General features: G+C 63.4%; 18 protein-coding genes. 9 read left to right on the top strand and 9 right to left on the bottom strand.

From position 1 onward, the window contains the following. Positions 1-119: 119 nt before the first annotated feature. Positions 120-1,328: a polysaccharide biosynthesis/export family protein gene (locus ORS3428_RS02705; protein WP_083354968.1), complete on the bottom strand. Its 1,209-nt coding sequence runs from the start codon at positions 1,326-1,328 to the stop codon at positions 120-122. A gap of 153 nt (positions 1,329-1,481) precedes the next feature. Continuing rightward, positions 1,482-2,159 carry a sugar transferase gene (locus ORS3428_RS02700; protein WP_071094278.1) on the bottom strand — a complete coding sequence of 226 codons (678 nt, stop codon included), beginning with the start codon at positions 2,157-2,159 and terminating at the stop codon, positions 1,482-1,484. A gap of 601 nt (positions 2,160-2,760) precedes the next feature. Between ORS3428_RS02700 and ORS3428_RS02695 the strand changes: the two genes are divergently transcribed. After that, positions 2,761-3,021: an exopolysaccharide production repressor protein gene (locus ORS3428_RS02695; RefSeq protein ID WP_071094276.1), complete on the top strand. Its 261-nt coding sequence runs from the start codon at positions 2,761-2,763 to the stop codon at positions 3,019-3,021. On the opposite strand, the gene ORS3428_RS02690 is transcribed toward ORS3428_RS02695, so the two are convergent. The 6 genes from ORS3428_RS02690 to ORS3428_RS32110 form a co-directional block, all read right to left on the bottom strand. After that, on the bottom strand, positions 2,992-4,884 hold the full coding sequence (locus tag ORS3428_RS02690; RefSeq protein ID WP_071094275.1) for an ABC transporter ATP-binding protein: 1,893 nt from the start codon (positions 4,882-4,884) through the stop codon (positions 2,992-2,994). The genes ORS3428_RS02695 and ORS3428_RS02690 overlap by 30 nt on opposite strands. A gap of 8 nt (positions 4,885-4,892) precedes the next feature. Continuing rightward, the gene (locus ORS3428_RS02685) at positions 4,893-5,882 is read right to left on the bottom strand and encodes a serine kinase (protein ID WP_338011906.1); all 990 of its coding nucleotides are present in this window, start codon (positions 5,880-5,882) and stop codon (positions 4,893-4,895) included. Next, positions 5,879-7,798 (bottom strand): lasso peptide isopeptide bond-forming cyclase, encoded by a 1,920-nt coding sequence (locus tag ORS3428_RS02680; RefSeq protein ID WP_071094272.1) that lies wholly within the window; start codon positions 7,796-7,798, stop codon positions 5,879-5,881. Before ORS3428_RS02680 ends, ORS3428_RS02685 begins: the two co-directional genes overlap by 4 nt. Before the next feature lie 3 nt (positions 7,799-7,801). Continuing rightward, positions 7,802-8,218 carry a lasso peptide biosynthesis B2 protein gene (locus ORS3428_RS02675; protein ID WP_083354962.1) on the bottom strand — a complete coding sequence of 139 codons (417 nt, stop codon included), beginning with the start codon at positions 8,216-8,218 and terminating at the stop codon, positions 7,802-7,804. Beyond that, the gene (locus ORS3428_RS02670; RefSeq protein WP_071094270.1) at positions 8,202-8,501 is read right to left on the bottom strand and encodes a PqqD family protein; all 300 of its coding nucleotides are present in this window, start codon (positions 8,499-8,501) and stop codon (positions 8,202-8,204) included. The genes ORS3428_RS02675 and ORS3428_RS02670 overlap by 17 nt, the downstream gene beginning before the upstream one ends. A gap of 157 nt (positions 8,502-8,658) precedes the next feature. Next, the gene (locus ORS3428_RS32110) at positions 8,659-8,811 is read right to left on the bottom strand and encodes a lasso RiPP family leader peptide-containing protein (RefSeq protein ID WP_108722956.1); all 153 of its coding nucleotides are present in this window, start codon (positions 8,809-8,811) and stop codon (positions 8,659-8,661) included. A gap of 502 nt (positions 8,812-9,313) precedes the next feature. Between ORS3428_RS32110 and ORS3428_RS02665 the strand changes: the two genes are divergently transcribed. The 8 genes from ORS3428_RS02665 to ORS3428_RS02630 all read left to right on the top strand — a co-directional run bounded on the left by ORS3428_RS02665 (position 9,314) and on the right by ORS3428_RS02630 (position 17,648). Further along, positions 9,314-10,465, top strand: a complete 1,152-nt coding sequence (locus tag ORS3428_RS02665; RefSeq protein WP_071094269.1) for a nucleotidyltransferase family protein — start codon at positions 9,314-9,316, stop codon at positions 10,463-10,465. Between the two features lie 31 nt (positions 10,466-10,496). Further along, on the top strand, positions 10,497-11,513 hold the full coding sequence (locus ORS3428_RS02660; protein WP_071094268.1) for a glycosyltransferase family 2 protein: 1,017 nt from the start codon (positions 10,497-10,499) through the stop codon (positions 11,511-11,513). Positions 11,514-11,638: 125 nt separating this feature from the next. Continuing rightward, positions 11,639-12,031, top strand: coding sequence for a hypothetical protein (locus tag ORS3428_RS02655; protein WP_071094547.1), 393 nt, complete (start codon positions 11,639-11,641; stop codon positions 12,029-12,031). Between the two features lie 130 nt (positions 12,032-12,161). After that, complete coding sequence (locus tag ORS3428_RS02650; protein WP_071094267.1) at positions 12,162-13,034, top strand: family 16 glycosylhydrolase; 873 nt, start codon at positions 12,162-12,164, stop codon at positions 13,032-13,034. A gap of 130 nt (positions 13,035-13,164) precedes the next feature. Beyond that, the gene (locus ORS3428_RS02645; protein WP_071094266.1) at positions 13,165-14,496 is read left to right on the top strand and encodes a UDP-glucose dehydrogenase family protein; all 1,332 of its coding nucleotides are present in this window, start codon (positions 13,165-13,167) and stop codon (positions 14,494-14,496) included. Positions 14,497-14,603: 107 nt separating this feature from the next. Further along, positions 14,604-16,049: a GMC oxidoreductase gene (locus ORS3428_RS02640; protein ID WP_071094265.1), complete on the top strand. Its 1,446-nt coding sequence runs from the start codon at positions 14,604-14,606 to the stop codon at positions 16,047-16,049. A gap of 11 nt (positions 16,050-16,060) precedes the next feature. Then, positions 16,061-16,504: a hypothetical protein gene (locus ORS3428_RS02635; protein WP_071094544.1), complete on the top strand. Its 444-nt coding sequence runs from the start codon at positions 16,061-16,063 to the stop codon at positions 16,502-16,504. Positions 16,505-16,568: 64 nt separating this feature from the next. Next, the gene (locus ORS3428_RS02630) at positions 16,569-17,648 is read left to right on the top strand and encodes a glycosyltransferase (protein WP_071094264.1); all 1,080 of its coding nucleotides are present in this window, start codon (positions 16,569-16,571) and stop codon (positions 17,646-17,648) included. A 21-nt stretch (positions 17,649-17,669) separates the two neighbouring features. Here the strand turns inward: ORS3428_RS02630 and ORS3428_RS02625 are convergent, their stop codons facing one another. Further along, entirely contained in the window at positions 17,670-18,692 is a 1,023-nt protein-coding gene (locus ORS3428_RS02625) for a phosphoribosyltransferase (protein ID WP_071094263.1), read from the bottom strand. Between the last annotated feature and the right edge of the window lie 26 nt (positions 18,693-18,718).

The raw sequence follows: 18,718 nt of genomic DNA, 5'->3' as shown, positions 1-18,718 counted from the left end.
ATGCCTTCAAGCGGTCCAAACAGATTGCCCGCCCGCACCGTGGCGCGAACGAGCCTGGCTTGTCCCTCCCGCCTCCTTCACGCCGGCCCCGTCGAAACGAGGCCCGGGCGCGTGGAGACCTACTGGCTGGCCGTCGGCTGGCCGCCGACCATCGGCGCCAGCTTCACCTTGATGACATCRCCCGGCAGCACCGGCRTGTCTTCCTTCGCTTCGATCTCCCTCGTTTTGCCGTCAGCGACGCGCACCAGCGAATAGAGGAGCCCCGGTTCCTGGCTGCTTGTGATGGCGGCCGCCATCGCGGGATCCGAGGCCTCCGCGATCAGGCCCTTCTGCATGCTCACCCTCAGCGTCGCTTCGTTCAGGTCGGCTTCAGCCTGCTGCCGGCTTGCAGCGAGGTTGGAGTTGAGCGTGTTGCGGGCATCGATGGCATCCTGCGTCGCTTTGCTGATCGACTGCTTGGCCGTGAGGATGGCCGTCTCATAATCCAGGATCTTGCCCTGCAGGTCGGCGACGGTTTGTTTCGAATCCAGCAGTCGCGCGTTGTTGACCAATCCCTTCTGCGCCAGCGGGCCGATGCTGCTGAGCTGCTGCTGCGCTAGGTCGACCTGCTGCTGCTGATTTTCGATCTTCTTCTGCAGCGATTCGATTTCGCCCTGAAGAACGCCTTTCAGGTCMTCGAGCGCATCGAGCTTCAGCTTCAGYGCCTTCTGGTCGGCAGCAAGGATCTGCATTTCGTCGGCAACGATGGCCTGCACTCTCGGATCGCCTTCGACCTCTTTCGGAACGTCGAAGCTCGTCTTGCCGGCGAGATCCGCGTCGATGCGGGCACGCTTGACGAGCAGCCGCACCCGCTGATCGTCATAGATATCGAAATTACCCTTGGCGGTGACCAGGTCCTTGCCGAGCTGCGGACCGTAGTCGGCGTTGCGCCGGATGCCGCCGGCGATGCTGACCGCCTTCAGCACGGTCAGGTCGGGCACGTAAGGAAACTGGCCCGGGTTCTGGACTTCGCCCGAAATGTAGAACGGCCGGAACTGCGCCATTTCCACCGAGGCTTCCGGCTTGTCGGGCAGCGCCAGCTTGCGCTGCAACGCGAGCCCGATCGCAGTCGCGATCTCCGACGTTGTCTTGCCGGCCGCCTGCATCTCGCCGACGAACGGCACCGAGAGCGTGCCGGCAGGGCCGATCGAATAGTTGCCGTTGATGGCCGACCAGTCGCGGAACGTGCCGTCGACCGTCTGCCATTCGGCGACCCGGATGTTGAGCTTGTCTTGCGGGCCGAGACGATAGTCATCGGCCATCGCCATGGCCGGAGCCGCAAGAGACATGACAAGCGCCACGGCCGCGAACCGGCTTGGCGCTTTGGAAAAGAGTCCGAAGGGGTGTTTTTTCAATGAACGTTTCCCGATCCGTTTGGCCCCATCCGCCCGATGAGATCACTGCCGGATGCCTGCCCGAGTTCGGCGGGGCRGGCCTGACGGTCAATAGCAGCCGCGCGACATCCACACGGCAGGCACGGTCTTTATGATGATACGAATGTCCTCGACCATCGACCAGTTCTCGACATAGTGGCGATCGAAGGCGACGCGCGTGTCGTAGGACACGTCGTTGCGTCCGCTCACCTGCCACAGCCCGGTGAGACCGGGCCGCGACTTCAGATAATAGACGGCGGCACTACCGTAGATTTCGAGCTCGTCACGCACGACCGGGCGCGGTCCGACCAGGCTCATGTCGCCCTGCAGGATGTTGATGATCTGCRGCAGCTCGTCGAGGCTCAGCTTCCGCARCACCTGGCCGACCCGCGTCACCCGCGGATCGTTCTTCAGCTTGCGCGTCGCGATCCATTCGGCGTTGGCTTCCGGATTGGCAGCCAGATGCGCCGCAAGCACCTTCTCGCCGTCCTGAACCATGGTGCGGAACTTGAGGCAGGCGAAAATCCTTCCGCCGCGACCGATCCGCTTGTGGCCGTAGAAGATCGGGCCGCCATCGGAAAGCTTGACCAGCAGCGCGACCATCAGGAAGAGCGGACTGAGCAGCACAAGGCCGGCGAGTGAGCCGGCGATATCGAAACTGCRCTTGAGCAGGCCGCCGATGGGGGGTGGAAAATCAACGCCGGCCTGCGAAAAACCCGCATTGGCCGACTTGGCGACGTCCCTCATGCAGAAGCTCCATACGTTGAACGAATGGTTTACGGCACGATACCAAAAAAATGTTGCAGCGCAACACACAATTTCCCATCATCGTGAAATGTTCGCGTCATGAATTGACCAAATAATAAGCCTGCCATGCCAAAATTTTGGCCATTGTGGCATGTTTATGACAAGATGTGAGAAATTTTAGGAAATGTAGTGTCGCTTTCAGACTGTTTTTGGTTAGTGCATTCTTTGCTGCAGAAGATCAGTGGTTGCGGAACATCAGAATCACTCGCTGCGGTAAGTTGTTCGTTTAAAATACTGAGTGATATTGCAGGCAGCGCTATCCGAGATTTCGCTCAAATGGATAGGAGGCGATGCCGCAGTGTGCGTCGCAGCATGGCAGAGTCGATCACGCAAAACCATTCGAAATCACCTGCGCTTGGCATCGCGGCAAAGGTCTTGCCTTAATAGAGTCGCAAACTGTTTCTGTGATAGTCTGTCAGAAAGGCCGAAAGCAAACCGGCCGGATTGGGCAGCCAGAAATAGCTCTTGGCGGAACGRGGAGTTGCGCGGGTGGGTAAGTCACAGCTTTTGCATGCCTGTGTCGGTTGACGGGCCGGCGAGCATGTCTTTGCCAAAATTCATCWTTGGGATGATGTTCGCCCTCGCGATCGTGATCGGCTGGTCTTTTGCCGATGGYGCATCGCCTGGCACCATTGTCATGCGGGCCGTCATCTGCGCCGTTGTCATTCAGCTGGGCTATTTCCTTCTGGTCTCAGCCATGATCGCCAGGAGCACRCCGACGCCCGCCGGCAAGATCCGGGGCCGCAGCATCRAGGTGGCCGAAGGCGAAAACCTAACCGCCCGGCGCGGCAGCCTCAACTGACCGTTCAGCYGGCGCCGGGTCCGGCGCATTGTCGGCCGGCGCTGCGGATTCCCGTTCGGCCCGTTCGCCCGCGAGCATCCTGGCCAGCCGGCTGCCGGATTTCGCTGTCAGCCGCTGATATTGCCCGACCTCGACGATGCGGCCGTTCTCGATGGCCACGACCCAGTCGGCGAAGGCGATCATCGACGGCCGGTGTGCAATGGTGAGGATCGTCATCTGGCCGCGCAGCCCGTCGATCGATTGGGCGATCAGTGATTGATTCTGCCAGTCGAGCGCGCTCGTCGCCTCATCGAGAATGAGCAGCGAGGGCTTGCGCAAGAGCGCCCGCGCCAGCGCGATGCGCTGGCGTTCGCCGCCCGAGAGTCGGACGCCGCGGTCGCCCACCACAGTGCACAGACCCAGCTCCAGCCGCTCGACGAAATCGGCCGCGTGCGCCTTCCGCAGCGCCGCCCAAAGCTCCTCGTCGCGGGCCTGCGGCGCGGCAAGGCGCAGATTGGCGGCGATCGTGTCGTGCAGCAGGAACACGTCCTGCGGCACATAGGCCACTTGATCGCGCCAGGCCCGGCGATTCGCGGCGGTGATCTCGACGCCGTCTGTCAGGATCCTGCCCTCGGTTGGCTCGAGCAGTCCCAGCAGCATGTCGGCGATCGTGCTCTTGCCCGAGCCCGACGGGCCGATCAGCGCCGTCACCTTGCCGGCGGGAAGGACGAACGTGATGCCGCTGACCACTGGCCTTCCATCGCCATAGGCGAACGAGACGTCGCCGAGGTTGAGGCCGGTATCGAGCGACAGCCTGGCGCCCTGCGCGCCATCGCTGAGCTCCGTCTCGCGCTCGGCGTCGAAGCGCGCCTGCAGGGCCTGCATGGCCGTATAGGCCGGCAGATTGATCAGCACCTGCTGCGCCTGCGTCTGCATGTCCATGAAGCGCGGCGCCACCCGCATGAAGACCAGAAGCAGCACGACGATCTCGGCGAGCGACAGATGAAAGCGCACCAGCGCGATATAGATGAAGAGGCTGAGCCCGACCACACTCGCCACTTGGAACAGCGCGGTGCCGATCGTGCTGTTGCGGACATAGGCGATGTTGTCAGCCTTCATCTTCTCCAGTGTAGCGCGAAGCTGCGCGAAATAGCTCGCCTCGACATTCAGGCTCTTGGCGACCTTGATGCCGCCCAGGAACTCGGAGACCGTGCGGTATTGGTCCTGGCGGCTCGTGGTAAGAACGCGGCCGTAGGCTGTTGCGCGCGCACGGAATGGCTGCAGCGCGATGAACAACAGCACGCCGATGAGGATGGCGAAGGACGTCATCACCGGCGAGATGAACAGCGAGACCWCGAGATAGCCCGCCAGCAGCAGCACCGTCTGGGCGAGCATCAGCAGCGAGAAGGCGGCCGCCTGCACCCTGTCGATGTCGCCGGTCAGCGCATGATCGAGATCGGAGCCGCGCATGCGGGTGAAGACACCCCAGCGCGCCTTGCCGATGCTCTCGAACAGGTTCATGCGCACGCGGTTGACGAAGTCGTAGAGCAGCCGCGCCATGTAGACGGATTTGAAGCGGTTGAACATCGCCTGCAGCGCCACCAGAACCACCAACAGGCAGAGCACCGTCGCTAGCGACAGGCTGCCGCCGGGGACAAGCCAGCGCAACGCGCTCGGCACCCGCACGGCAAAATCCTGGTCGGCATTGCCGATCAGATGCAGGAGGGGGATGAGCAGCAGGATCGAGAGGCCTTCGGTCAGGCTTCCCAGGATCAGGAAAGCCAGTGCCGTCACCGCGCGCCGCCCGCCGATATGCGCCATCATGCCGCCGAAGCCCGCGATGTCTCGCAAAAGCGACAGGCGAAGTTTTGAGGACCAGGCCATGTCGCTGCTCACCCTGCTTGCGCGCAGGCCGCCAGATCGCGCTCGATCAGGGCGACGGCCTCATCGATCCGCTCCAGGCCGGTCGGCACTTCGAGGCGGCAGACACCGATCCCGCCGGCGAGTTGCGCGCACTGGCGCAAATGGATGGACGCGAAATCGCCAACCAGCGCCGGCAGGCCGAACCGTGTGACGTAGGAGAACTTGATGATGGCCGGCAAGGTTGYGGCGCCCGGCAGCGGCGCAATCGCCGCTCGCCTGCCGCGCTCGAGCACATAGATCCGCGCGACGGGCACTGCTTCATCTGAAAATCCGTGATGCAGGCGGTGCTGCGCCTTGTCGATCTGCGGATGCACCTGCGGGCGCACCACCGCTTGCCCGATCCTGATGGCGTCGGCGGCATCCGTTGCGAGCTTGAGCTGCGGAAACCCGGGCAGGATCATCGGCCGGGCGGGATTGGACAGGTCCAGCGCCACGACATCGTCGGCAAGCAGAAGGTGGCCGGCGCGGATCATCGCGCCCGCCTTCGTCGACTTGCCGGYGCCCTTGTCACCCATGAAGATCACGCTACGGCCGCCCAGGGCGACGGCGCTGGCATGCAGGATTAGCAGGCCGCGCTGATGCAGGAGCAGCGCCAGCACCGGGCCCAGAAGCGGGAAGGCGAGCAGCGGATCATCGATGCCCGGCGCCGGATCGACATCGATCCTGGAGGCGTCGCTGATCAGGAAAGTGCCGACGGCTTGCCAGGAAAGGTACTGCCGCGCCGGCTCGAAACGGAAGGCAGTGCCTCCCTCTGTCGCGGGCCTCGGAAAGTCGACCGGGCCGACTGCGATCACGATGTCGGGCGCCGATGGCGCCGCCGGCTCCAGCTCCGGCAGCGCCACCTCCGAGCTGATCGTCAGTCCATAGGCGCTGTAGAAGCCGGGAACGCGCCCGCTGAGGCCTGCGAGCCCCATACCGGGTTCCGGTCTGCCGGCGAGGGGAGYGATTGATACACTCATGCCAGGCTCCCCGTCGGCTGGACCTGCCGCAGCCAGAGCGACAGCGAGATCGAACGCCAGACATATTGCACGTCGAGCGGCACGGCTTCGTCCGGCTTCCGCAGCAGCCGCGCATAGGCCGCGTTGACTGCGCCCAGGTTGACGTAGGGCGCGATGCGATCGCCGTCCGACACCAGCACCATGYCCAGCAGGTCGCGATGGTTGCGGAGCATGCCTTCGACCAGGTTGGCGGTGAAATCGATCTTGTCCCGCCRCCACTGCACCGCCGGCGGCAGCACGCCATCCATCGCCCGGCGCAGCACATGGCGGCCGAAGCCGTTATGCAGCTTTTCCTCGCCGGGCAGCGCCAGGCAGAACTCGACCAGCCGCTTGTCCCAGAACGGATAGCGTGCCTCGACGCCGAAATTGGCGGCGGCCTTGTCGAGCACCTCGAAAGCGTGCTGCACCAGCCCTGTCGAGAGCACCCAGCGATGCGTGAGCGCCTCGCTGGCGCTTACGTTGGAAGGCATGTAGCCGGCCCGGTGGAAGCGCTCGACGAGGTCGGTTCGCCGGGCAAGCTCGGCATTGACCAGGCCGCTCCAGGCGGGTCCGCGTATCTCTGGGGTGGGTCTCAGCCGCAATCGGGACAGAAGCCGAATCATCCGGCTTCTCCATCTGGCGATCCTCCATGCCGGTCCGTAGATGCTCAGGAACCGGAAATACATTGCGAGCATGCCGTCGCCGTAGGTGTTCGAGGCACCGCGGAGCTCGCGCCACAGCGCCAGCCATCGGCCCGCATGGGCGAGCTCATGCAGGAGCCCATACCCGTGCGAAACGACCTCGTCGCCGCCATGGCCGTCGAGAAGCACCTTCACCCCCTTGGCGCCAGCAGTCCGGTAAATGCCGCGGGTCAGCRACAGGCCGGGCGCCAGGAACGTCCCTTCCTGCTCTTGCAGGATGCGCTCGAACTCGGCGAAGGGCGCGTAGTTGCCGACGGCGATCAGCGTCGCTTCGAGCCGGTGGCGTTCCAGCACCGCATCGATGAACGGCTTCTCATCCATCGGMGAGCCCTTCTCGAAGACCAGCGAGAAGGTCCTGAGCTTCGGCCTGTGCTCCGCAGCCGCCTGCAGGCCGGCAACGCAGGCGATCGAGGATGAATCRAGGCCGCCGCTCAGCATCGCGCCTATGGCCGGTGTGCCGCGCATCCGGTTCCGCACCGACTGGGAGAAGAGATGCCTGAATTCTTCGGCCGCATCCGGGCGAAGCGGCCGTGGCGAAGGCTCGATCTGYCAGTAGCGGCGAAGCGTCACCTGGCTGTCCGTCACCRTGAGCGTGTGGCGGGCGGGCAAGCGGAAGATTTCGAGATACGGGGTCGACTGCGGGTCGTCGGGCAATCCGGCAAGGAAGCCCGAAATCTGATGCTCGCTGATGCGCGTGCCGACGCCGTCGAGAGCAAGGAGCGGTCCGATCTCCGAGGCAAAGGCGAAGCGCCTGGTGGTCGAGTGATAGTAGAATGGCTTGATGCCGAAATGGTCGCGCGCGCAAAACAGCGCCCGGCGCCCGGCATCCCAGATCGCGAAGGCGAAATCGCCTTGCAGATAGGTCGGGCAGGCCTCGCCCCATCTGAGATAGGCGCGCATCAGAAGCATCGCGTCGGCRACCGACCGGTCGCGTATGCCGAGCTGGGCCAAAAGCTCGTCGCGATTGTCCAGCCGGCAATCCGCCGTGACGGCGAGCTTGCCGCCTGCCATCGTCAGCGGGCCGGGGCCGTCTTCGCCCGTCGTGTCGAGCCAGGCATGGCCAAGTGCTGCGCTTTGGTCCGTCCACCACGAGCTGCCGTCGCGGGTGCGGTGGCGCATGCTCGAAAGCATCTGCTGGATGTCTGCTGCGGCGGGCTTGCCGTCCTGCCTCAGCAGAATTCCGGCAACGCCGCTCATGGCCTATTGCCCAAGATCGACGAGATGGGCGAAGCCGCTCATCGAGCCGCCAAGCACGATGCGGTTGCCGCTGATCAGCCAGGCATGCGCCTTGAGCTTCGCGCCGCTGTCACACTCGATGCCGATGCGGATTCTCGAGGCATTGCCCTGGCGGGCAAGCAGATAATGTCCGGCGAGCGCCTGGGTGAGGCAGCTGGCGCCAGGAACGAACCGCRCCGCGGCGCCGACGCCCCAGGCGATGCGCCGCAGGTCAGCGATACCGGCGTCATTTCCTGCATCCATCCGCGTCGTCAGGCTGCGGATACGGTTGTAGGAGGAGAGCGTCAGCCCGAGCCGCACAGCGGCAACAACCGCGACGCAGCGCATCAGAAAAAGCACCTCGACAGCGCTGAGCGAGCGGAGCCTAGACCAGTTCCTCATGGTGGAACCTCACAAGCCCGGCTTCGATCAGGCCGTTGAGCAAGCCTATGACATCGGCCTTGCAGCGTTCGGCGTCGACATCGTAGCGCGCGAGCACGGCGCTTCGTATGTCGAGCAACGATCGCGGCTCCTGGATCAGTTCCCAGATGTAAGCGCCAACGCCGTTCAGGCTATAGTAGATATTGGATTTGAGATGGAGCAGCGCCAGTCCGCTGCCGAATTCGCAAGCCACCGCATCGCCGGTTGCGACCACGCGGTCATGGTCCGATGGGTTCCAGTGCATCCTAAAACCTCGTTTGAACGCCACGCGTCTTCCGACCTGAGCCGGGACCGGTTGCCTGCGATCGCCCGGTCAGGAAGCCGGGGGGCATCRGCCCCCGGCTCACCTGTAAGAAGGGCGCCCCGGAGCTCATCTGCGACAACGCCGGGCGCCAGTAAGCTCAGGAGAAGGTGAGCTGGTCGAACGGCGTGCCGGCCGGGAAAGACGCATCAAGCGACGTCGTACCACCCCSGCCCCTCGTGATCGTTTCAATCGAACCGTGAACAGTCAGGCTGGGAGTCTCGTACTCTTGCTTCTCAACATTCTGTTCCATTCTACTCTCCGATTAAGGACTGGAAGCGGCATTCACGATACCGCCAGCATATTGCTATGCTGCAATGCGATTGCTGCACGGCAACATTTATGAGTCAAGACTGATTTACCCGGCGTTAATCAATTAWAGGTTGTGGACGCCAGCGTTGACACTTGAGCCGGAGGCAGCCCATTCCAGCCGGGGCTTGCCGTTCGACCTCCGCGAGCGCTTCTTGCTTCCAAAGTAAGTATATGATCTGTCGACAGTTATTCTGTGGTATAGAGCATTTATCTCGCAATTGCGAAGAAATTGCTGAAAAGAGTGCGGATTGCTGAGTTGCGCTAGGACCGGCCAAAATTGTCTTCAAAAGTGATCGGCTGGCCGGTCGCGTTGAACGGAAAGGTTGCACGCTTCGAGCAGGTTCRCAGACCGGCTGAACGACCGGATCGATTTTTGGCGATGCATTTCTTCGCAGTTGCAGTATAACCGCCATGGGCGGTTTTTGCGGAGAACGACATCGGGCATGCCCGTGCAGGATGCTTCTTACGACAGGCTGCGAACTGCCGGCGCCGCCGACGAAGTCGCTTATGTGCAAGCCTGCCTGCGGCTGTTCTTCAACCCGGGTTCCGTCGAACGTGGCGGCATTCCGGCCCCGGCAATCTCAGTGGCCAACGTTGCCGACATTGCAAGGCTGAACAAGGTCGCGGTCTTCGTGCTCAAGGCTCTGGCGCGCGGCGCGACCGGAGCCGCGCCTCCCGAATTGCTCGCATGGCTCGACGGCTATCGCCGCCGCACCATGTCGATGAACGCCGCCTGCATCGGCGATTCGATTGCCATCCACCAGGTGCTGCGCGACAGGCGCATCGACTTCGTCTTTCTGAAGGGGCCGCTCCAGCAGCGCCTGCTCTACGGCGACCATTTCATCAAGCCGTCCGGTGACGTCGACATACTGGTTTCGCCCGCCGGCTTCTCCGCCGCCCGCAAAGCCCTCCGCTCGGCAGATTACGAGGTGGCGGCCAAATCCCGTTCGGTCTGGTGGGTGCGTTTCCTCGGCGAGCAGCATATGGTGCGCGACTATGGCGGGCGGGCGGCCACGGTCGATCTCCACCACCGGCTGCAGCAGCCGGGTTCGCCCAGCCCGCGCGACATCGACGGCTTCCTGCGACGCAAGCGCCAGGTCGAGATCGCCGGAACCGCCATGCCCTTGATCTCGGCCCCCGACACCTTGCTCTTGTCTTGCATCAGCGTTGCCAAGGCCTTCTTCAATCGCGAGCCTTGCGCCGGCTATGTCTGCGACGTCAGAGCCGCCGCCAACCGGCTGAGCGAGGCCGAGCAGCAGATGGCGCTCGATCTCGCGGCCGAGGTGGGCTTGGCGGACACGCTGCTGCTTGGCCTGCGCGCAGCCGATGTGCTGCTTGGCGGCACCGCCACGCTGCTTTCGGATCGCGCCACCCGGATCCTGGCGCGCATCGAAAATGTCGACCTCTTCCACATGGTGATCGCGCCCTGGCTTTCGTCGCTGCGCTGGCCGCAGCGCCGCACGCTGCTGTGGGAACTCTGCGGCCGCGAGCCCGTGCGTTATCTGGCCGAGGCCGGTTGGGCCGCCTCGGCCGATCTCAGCCGGCGCATCTTCGAGCGGCCGGCAGCCATTCCGCCGGCGCGGGGCGATCGATGAAAACCGGTTTTGCACAATCGAAAGGTGAACCATGCCCGTGACGACCCCCAGGGTCTGCGTCATCATCGCCGCCCGCAATGCGGCGCGCACCATACCGGTCGCCATCGCCTCGGCTTTGCGCGAGGCGGAAGTGGCGGAAGTCGTCGTGGTCGACGACGCCTCCACCGATGATACGCAGCATGCGGCGGGCGCCGCCGACGACGGCAGCGGCCGGCTCAAGGTGATGCGTCTCGACGTCAACCGCGGCCCGTCCTTCGCCCGCAATGCCGCGATCAAGGCCTCCACGTCGCCCTTCATCAGCATCCTTGACGCCGATGACTTCTTCCTCGAGGGCCGCTTCCGCCGGCTGTTCACCAGTGCCGACTGGGATTTTGCCGCCGACAACATCATGCTGATCAGGGACGATGCCGCGACCGATCTCACCAAGGTTTCGGCCCCGCCGTTCRCGCCCGAACCGCAATTCCTCGATTTCGAGCGTTTCATCGAAGGCAACATCTCCCGCCGCCGCGTGCTGCGCGGTGAACTGGGCTTCCTCAAGCCGGTGATCAGCCGGGCTTTCCTCGAGCGTAACGGGCTCAGCTATGACGAGAACCTACGGCTCGGCGAGGATTACGAGCTCTACGCGCGCGCCGTCGCCTGCGGGGCGCGTTTCAAGGTCATCAAGTCCTGCGGCTACGGCGCAATCGTGCGCGCCGATTCGCTGAGCGGCCGCCACAGGACGCAGGACCTGAAGCGGCTTGCCGATGCCGACCTGGCGCTGCTGACGCTGAGCAACCTGCCGGAAGGCTCGAAGGCCGCATTGCGGCGCCATGAGCGCCATGTGCGCGACAAATACCGGTTGCGCAATTTCCTCGATGTGAAGGCGGAGCGCGGCCTGGTATCGGCCGCCGCCTACGCCTTCGCCAGCCAGTCCAATCTGATCCCGATCCTTCGTGGCGTGGCCGCAGACAAGCTCGATGCATTGTTCCGCCGCGCCGGCATTGCTGCAGGGCAGCAAGTGCCGCCGATGCGCTTCCTGATGTCGGCGACGAGTGCTGCTGATGAATGATCCCACAGAGGCACGGGCGACGCGCCCATTTCCAAAAAATTCCGCTTTCCTTAACTAAAGGTTGCCTACTTGCCCCGACAATGGCAGTCTATGTTGCGGTGCAGCAATTTCGAAAGGCCGATCGTATGGCTTCGATTTTTGGCTTCAGATCCAGGGATCCGGCCCGCGACCGGCAGACCGACCTCCAGCGATTCGACCGTCTGGCCAAGCTGTTTGACCAGATCAGCGCCGAGATCGAGGCGGAGAAGACGGGGCTCGAGAATCGCTATCAGTCGACGGCAGCCAACGCGGCCTTCCTGGTCGAAGCAATGGAGAATGGCTCCGCCTCGACCAGCAAGTCTTCGGACGTCAGCGCTATGACCGGCGCGATCCTGAATTACGAGCGGCGCATCGCCGAGCTCGCTCGCCAGAAAACCATGATGAAGGAACTGCGTCATTCGCTCGATGCGATCGTCGACGATGACGCGCAGCAAGCCGGCTCGCCGGCCGGATTGGCGAGATCGGCGGGACGAGGCTGAAAGGCCCGTCCACAGACGCGTCATCGATACGAGACCAAAGGAGTTCAAAAGGGCGGAGGATCAGAAGCGGCGCGCTGGAGCGGCCAGGAGTGACTTTGGGTTGGGGCGGACAACACAAGGTGAGTTTGTTATGAACGCAGATCCGAACAACATCTCAACCGCGGCGGCCCACGGCATGCCGCGCGCGCATTCGAATGGGCCAGCGAGCCTTTGGCTAAGCCTGGCAGGTGCGCTGATCGCGGTTGTGGCCGCAATTGCGGCAGCCCCACATCCGGCACATGCCCAGGACATCCAGAGCGCGCCGTCATTCGTCGACAATTTTTCGAATTTTGACCGTTCGCGCTGGTACGTCTCAGACGGCTGGACCAACGGCAACCACCAGAACTGCATCTGGTCGAAGGATCTGGTCCGGCTTTCCGACGGCGTGCTTTCGCTCAGCTTCGAAAAGCGCAAGCTGAAGGACCGTGACTTCGCCTGCGCCGAGGTGCAGACCAAGCAGCGATATGGCTACGGCGTCTATGAGGCGCGGATGAAGACCGATACCGGCTCGGGCCTCAATGCAGCCTTCTTCACCTATATCGGGCCGCAGGACAAACAGCCCTGGGACGAGATCGACTTCGAAGTTCTCACCAAGGATCCATCGAAGGTCMAGGTGAACAGCTATATCCAGGGCAAGCCGAAAAACGGCAAGCTCGCCGATGTCGAGGGCGGCGCCGACAAGGGCTTCAACGACTACGGCTTCGTCTGGGAAAAGGACCGGCTGCGCTGGTACGTCAACGGCAAGCTCGTCCATGAGGTCACCAATCCGGATGAATTGCCGACCCATCYGCAGAAGATCTTCCTCAGCCTTTGGGGCAGCGACAAGCTCACCAACTGGATGGGCGCCTTCACCGATCCCGGCCGCAAGGTCACCATGCAGGTCAAGCGCGTCGCCTTCACCGCATTGGGCCAACCGTGCCAATTTCCCGAATCTCTGGCATGCAGCATAAGCAACAGTAACTAGGCAGGATCCCGAAAGTGGGAGCCGGTTTTCGGCTAGGATCGTGCTCTAACGAATAACCCGGGACGGCCTGGGGGACATCTGAACCGGCCGGGCCGTATCGCGGCCCGGCCTTGAACAGGAACAAAACCGAATGAACTTGACGGTGTTTGGAATTGGCTATGTCGGTCTCGTCCAGGCCGCGGTGCTCGCGGAGGTCGGGCACGAGGTGGTGTGCGTCGACATCGATGAAGCGAAGGTGGAGCGGCTCAACCAAGGCTTCATCCCGATTTTCGAACCCGGACTGGAAGCCCTCGTCAAGGAGAACCACGCCGCCGGCCGCATCCGCTTCACCACCGACGCGGCCGCGGCGGTCAAGCATGGCCAGATCCAGATGATCGCCGTCGGCACGCCGCCCGGCGAGGATGGCTCGGCCGACCTGAAATATGTGCTTGCCGTCGCCGAGGTCATCGGCCGCGAGATGGACGCGCCCAAGATCATCGTCGGCAAATCGACCGTACCGGTTGGCACCTGCGAGAAGATCAAGGCGAAGGTCACCGAGACGCTGAAGGCGCGCGGCCGCGAGGACCTGAAATTCGACGTCGCTTCGAACCCTGAGTTCCTCAAGGAGGGCTCGGCGGTCGCCGATTGCATGAAGCCGGACCGCATCATCGTCGGCACGTCGAGCGAGGACACTGAAGCGGTGATGCGCGAGCTCTACGCGCCCTTCAACCGCAACCACGAGAAGATGATCGTGATGGACGTGCGCAGCGCCGAGTTCACCAAATATGCGGCCAACTGCATGCTGGCGACCAAGATCAGCTTCATGAACGAGATGGCCAACCTCGCCGAGCAGTTGGGGGCCGACATCGAGGAGGTGCGCAAGGGCATCGGCAGCGATCCGCGCATCGGCTACCACTTCATCTATCCCGGCCTCGGCTATGGCGGCTCCTGCTTTCCCAAGGATGTGCGTGCGCTGATCAAGACCGCCGAGGGCGTCAAGTTCGATGCCAAGCTGCTGCGCGCCGTCGAGGAGCGCAACAACGCGCAGAAATCGGTGCTCTTCGAGAAGGTCAACCGCTATTTCCAGGGCAATCTCAGGGGCAAGACCTTTGCCGTCTGGGGCCTGGCCTTCAAGCCGAATACCGACGACATGCGCGAGGCGCCGTCGCRCACCCTGATGGAGGCGTTGTGGGCGGCCGGCGCCAAGGTGCAGGCCTATGATCCGGAGGCGATGCAGGAATGCCAGGCCATCTACGGCCTGYGCGAAGACCTCCTGCTCTGCGGCACCAAGGAAGCGGCCGTGCGCGGCGCCGACGCGCTTCTGATCTGCACGGAATGGAAGAGCTTCCGCGCTCCCTCCTTCGACGCGCTCAGGGATGCGCTGACCAGGCCGGTCATCTTCGACGGCCGCAACCTTTACGATCCGAACGTCATTGCGCGCTACGGCATCGAATATCACTCGATCGGCAGGATGGCGGCATGACGGTATCTGCGGCCAGCGTCCCGCTGAACGGCCCCGCCACACAACGGGGCCGACAATGATGGGGGGCCGACATTGATCGTGCGCGTTTCGGCAAAGGGTTCGATCTGATGGTGCTCGACGTTCAGCCCGAACAAATCGCCAACGAGCATTTCGATCTCGTCGTCATCGGTTCCGGTTTCGGTTCAGCCTTTTTTCTGCATGAGTTCCTGAAGCGGCGCAAAGCCCGCGTCCTGGTGCTGGAATGGGGGCGTCACAACACGCATGAATGGCAGCTCAACCAGAACGCCAACACCGACATTGAGGACGAGAGCACCTACAAGACCGACAACGCCGACAAGCCGTGGAACTACACGATCGGGCTCGGCGGCGGCACCAATTGCTGGTTCGCGCAGACGCCGCGCTTCCACCCCAGCGACTTCAAGCTGAAGAGCACCTACGGCGTCGGCAACGACTGGCCGATCAGCTATGACGAGCTCGAGCCGTTCTACTGCGACGCCGAGGAGGTCATGTCGATCTCCGGCGATCCCGACATGGCCCGGATGTTGCCGCGCTCGCGGCCGTTCCCGCAGCCGCCGCACCGCATGTCGGTGCCGGACCGGATGATGAAGGCGGCGCAGCCGGAGCAGCATTTCGTCATGCCGACCGCCCGCGCCCGCGTGGCGACGGCGCAGCGCACCTCGTGCTGCGCCAACCTCAGATGCTGGCTTTGCCCGGTCGACGCCAAATTCACCGTCAACAACGGTCTGATGCATGTATTTCAGCACGCCGACGTGTCGGTGTGCCTTGGCGCCGAAGTGCGCCGGCTCGACCATTCGAGCGGTTCGGTCCGCTCCGTCATTTTCGTGCGCAACGGCAAGGAATATTCGGTCAGCGGCGACCTCGTGATCCTGGGCGCCAATGCCATCCAGAGCCCGGCGATCATGCTGCGCTCCGGCCTCGGCGGCGAGTTCGTCGGGCTCGGCCTGCACGAATCCTATGGCTGGAACTACGAGGTCTATCTCGACGGCGTCGACAATTTCGGCGGCAGCACCATCACCACGGGCCTGAATTTCGGTCTCTATGATGGCCCCCACCGCGCCGAGCATGCGGCGGCGCTGGTCTATTTCGAGAACCGCTGGCAGCATGGCATGCGTGCCGAGAAAGGGCGGCTGAGACAAGTGCTGCCGCTGGTGATCGTCACCGAAAACCTGCTCGACCCGGAAAACCGGGTGATCCTCGATGGCGACGAGAACGCCTTCGTCAGCTTCAAGGGCGCCTCGGACTATGCCGTCAGCGGCATGGCCAAAGCGCTCGAGCGGCTGCCCGCGCTGCTCAAGCCGCTGCCGGTTGAACAGATCTTCGATCGCGGCATCCGGCCGACCGAGTCGCATGTACAGGGCACCTTGCGTATAGGCACGGGCCCGGCGGACTCGGTGGTCGACCGCGACATGATCCACCACCAGCTTCGGAACCTGGTCGTCGTCGGCACCAGCACCTATCCGAGCTGTTCCTGCGCCAACCCGAGCCTGACCGCCGCCGCCCTTTCGCTGCGGGCAGCGAGCCGGCTGGCATGAAGGAGGGGCCGATGAAGATCACGCGACGCACTGCACTGGCCGTTGTCGCCGGCGGCATTGCCTCGGCCGGCGCGGCCGCTGCCGCTATTTCCTCTTTCTCGGACGAGGATCTGGTCCGCATCACGCTGGAAAAATACTTTGGCCCGCTCAACATGCGTATCGAGCACCTGGAGCAATTCGTGCTCGAATTCCAAAACCGCAATCCGTGGGTTTTCCCGGGCGCGAAACTGGCCGATGCCGTGACGCTGGCCGAGACGGTGAAGCTCGGCAAGATGCTTGAGCTGCTGCCAAGTGAAAAGCAGAGCGATCTTAGCAATTTCGACCGCTGGGTCATCGCCGAGTTCCATATGCTGACCGACTATGCGTGGCGCAGCTCGCCCAGTGATCCGATCCGGTTCACTGGCTGGCATCCATGCACCAATCCTTTCGCCAATCTCGAGCAGCAGAATGCCTGAACCCGCCCGGCGGGCCTGCCCGCCGGCAAAACAGGCCAAGAAAAATGTGACAAGGAGCCGAACCATGAAAGTTCTATTCGCCGGCGGCAATGGCTATCCGCCGCAGTTCAGCGGCGGCGTCCAGTCGAGCACGCATCACCTGGCGGAGCAACTGATCGAACACGGCCACGAGGCCTCGGTGCTCGCTGCGTTGTTTGGCCAGGGCATGTTTGGCTACAAGGCGCGCGCCAAGATGAAGCTCCTGGGTCAGCGCGCCGTCATCGACAATTTCCCCGGCTATCCGGTGGTGCGGGCCTGGTTTCCGTGGGAAGCGGCCGCCTTTGCCGTCAAGAAGCTGCAGCCGGATGTCGCCGTGGTGCAGTGCCACAAGTCGGTTCCGCTGGGCAAGGCGCTGYAGGCCGAAGGGGTGCCRCTGGTCGTCTACCTCCGAAACGTGGAATTCCACGAGTTGGGTGGCGATCTGCGCGAGCTGAACTCGGCATTCTACATCGCCAATTCCGAATTCACGGCGCGCACTTACAAGCGGGAGTTCGGCATCGATTCCATCGTCATCCCGCCGACCATCAATCCGGCCGCTTACAGCACGCCGTCGACCRGCGAATTCGTCACCTTCATCAACCCTTATGAGGAAAAGGGATTCGAGCTGGCTGTGCGTATCGCGGCCGCCTGCCCGGAGATCCCCTTCCTGTTCGTCGAGAGCTGGAAGCTGGAGGACGACCATCGCGCCCGCATCGCTGAGACGATCGCGCCGTTCTCCAACGTCAAGCTGGAGAGCCGCACCGACGACATGAAGACCCTCTACGGACGCACAAGGATCCTGCTAGCGCCGAGCAAATGGGAAGAAGCCTGGGGCCGCGTTGCCTCGGAAGCCCATTGCAGCGGCATTCCCGTCATCGGCTCGCGGCGCGGCGGCCTGCCGGAGGCGATCGGCTCCGGTGGCGTGGTGCTGGACTATGACGCGCCGCTCGAGGACTGGGTCGCGACGGTCAGGCGGCTGTGGAACGACCGTGAAGAGTATGAAAGGGTCTCGGAGGCAGCACTCGCCTTCGCGCAGCGCCCCGAACTCGATCCCGAGCGCCAGTTCGCCMCCTTCTTCGCCTTGCTCGACAGGGCTGCCCGCCAGCGCGCCCGGCGCGCTGCATGATGCAGATTCGTAAGGTATTGCTTACGCAGGCCTTTTGACGCGGCTTTTCAGCATCTCGTAGGCGCGTTCGCCAAGYAGGGTGCGGGCGGCCGTCTTGATGGCGTTCTTTCGCCCGTCGGGCGATTTGATCTGCCTGAGCCGCGCCGGCAGGTTGCRCGCCGCCTGCTCCAGCGCCGGCARGGAAAGCGCGTCGGGAAAGCACACCATGTTGGTTTCGACGCACAGCACAGGCTTGCCCGACAGCTTGGCGATCCTGAGCGCCTGCTCGTGCTCGCTCTCGATGAACAGGATCGCGTCCGACTTGCGGTAGAAATCGGCCTTGAAGCTGCCATGCGCGCCGAGCCGTTGCCGCTCGGCTTTGCTCGGCAGGTCGAGCATGATGAGATGGTCGTATTTGACCTCGTGCTTGGAGAGCCACTCTTCGGTCAGCTTGCGGTATTTTTCCAGGCGGCTCGTCACCAGCCAGCCGATCTTGCGGGTCGGCCCRAGCAACGGCCGCGCCTCGGCGAGGAATTTCTCGTAGGCCGGGCCGTCGTCGTTCTCTTCCGCGGTCGGGTCGAGGCAGAGCACGCCGTCTATGTCGACGCAGCACCGCTCGAGGAAGACGTGGTGCATGAAGTTCCACTGGAACATCCTGGGATGCGGCACCACCTCGAAGACGATGTCGGTTTCCTTATGCTGCGACAGAAGGCCGAACACGGYGGCGAAGACGAAATTGCCCTGGATGCCGGCGGCCGCGATCTTGTTGCGCGCGTCGCGCATGGCGTTGCCGCCGCTGACGCTGTCGTCGATCACCAGGATCCTGCGCATTTCGGAATGCTGCCGATCGAGGACGGCGCGCCGCTTGGTGATCCCCGACGTGTAGATCTTGCCGGCGAGGAAGCTGTCGAGATCTGTCATCGGGATATTCGCCGTCAGGCTGACCAGCGTCGCGGCGAGGATGCCGCTTCTCRGCACGCCGACCACCAGGTCGATGTCGCGCGGCAGCCGGTGCAGGTTGCGCACGATCGCGTCGTTCATGTCTGAAATTGATCGGTAATTCATTGTTGCCTTACCCCCCTCAGATCAGC

The sequence above is a fragment of the Mesorhizobium sp. ORS 3428 genome (assembly GCF_001854785.1).
In the GTDB taxonomy this organism is placed as follows: domain Bacteria; phylum Pseudomonadota; class Alphaproteobacteria; order Rhizobiales; family Rhizobiaceae; genus Mesorhizobium.
Note: the sequence above shows the minus strand (reverse complement) of the source record. Positions and strands in the feature narration are given on the sequence as shown.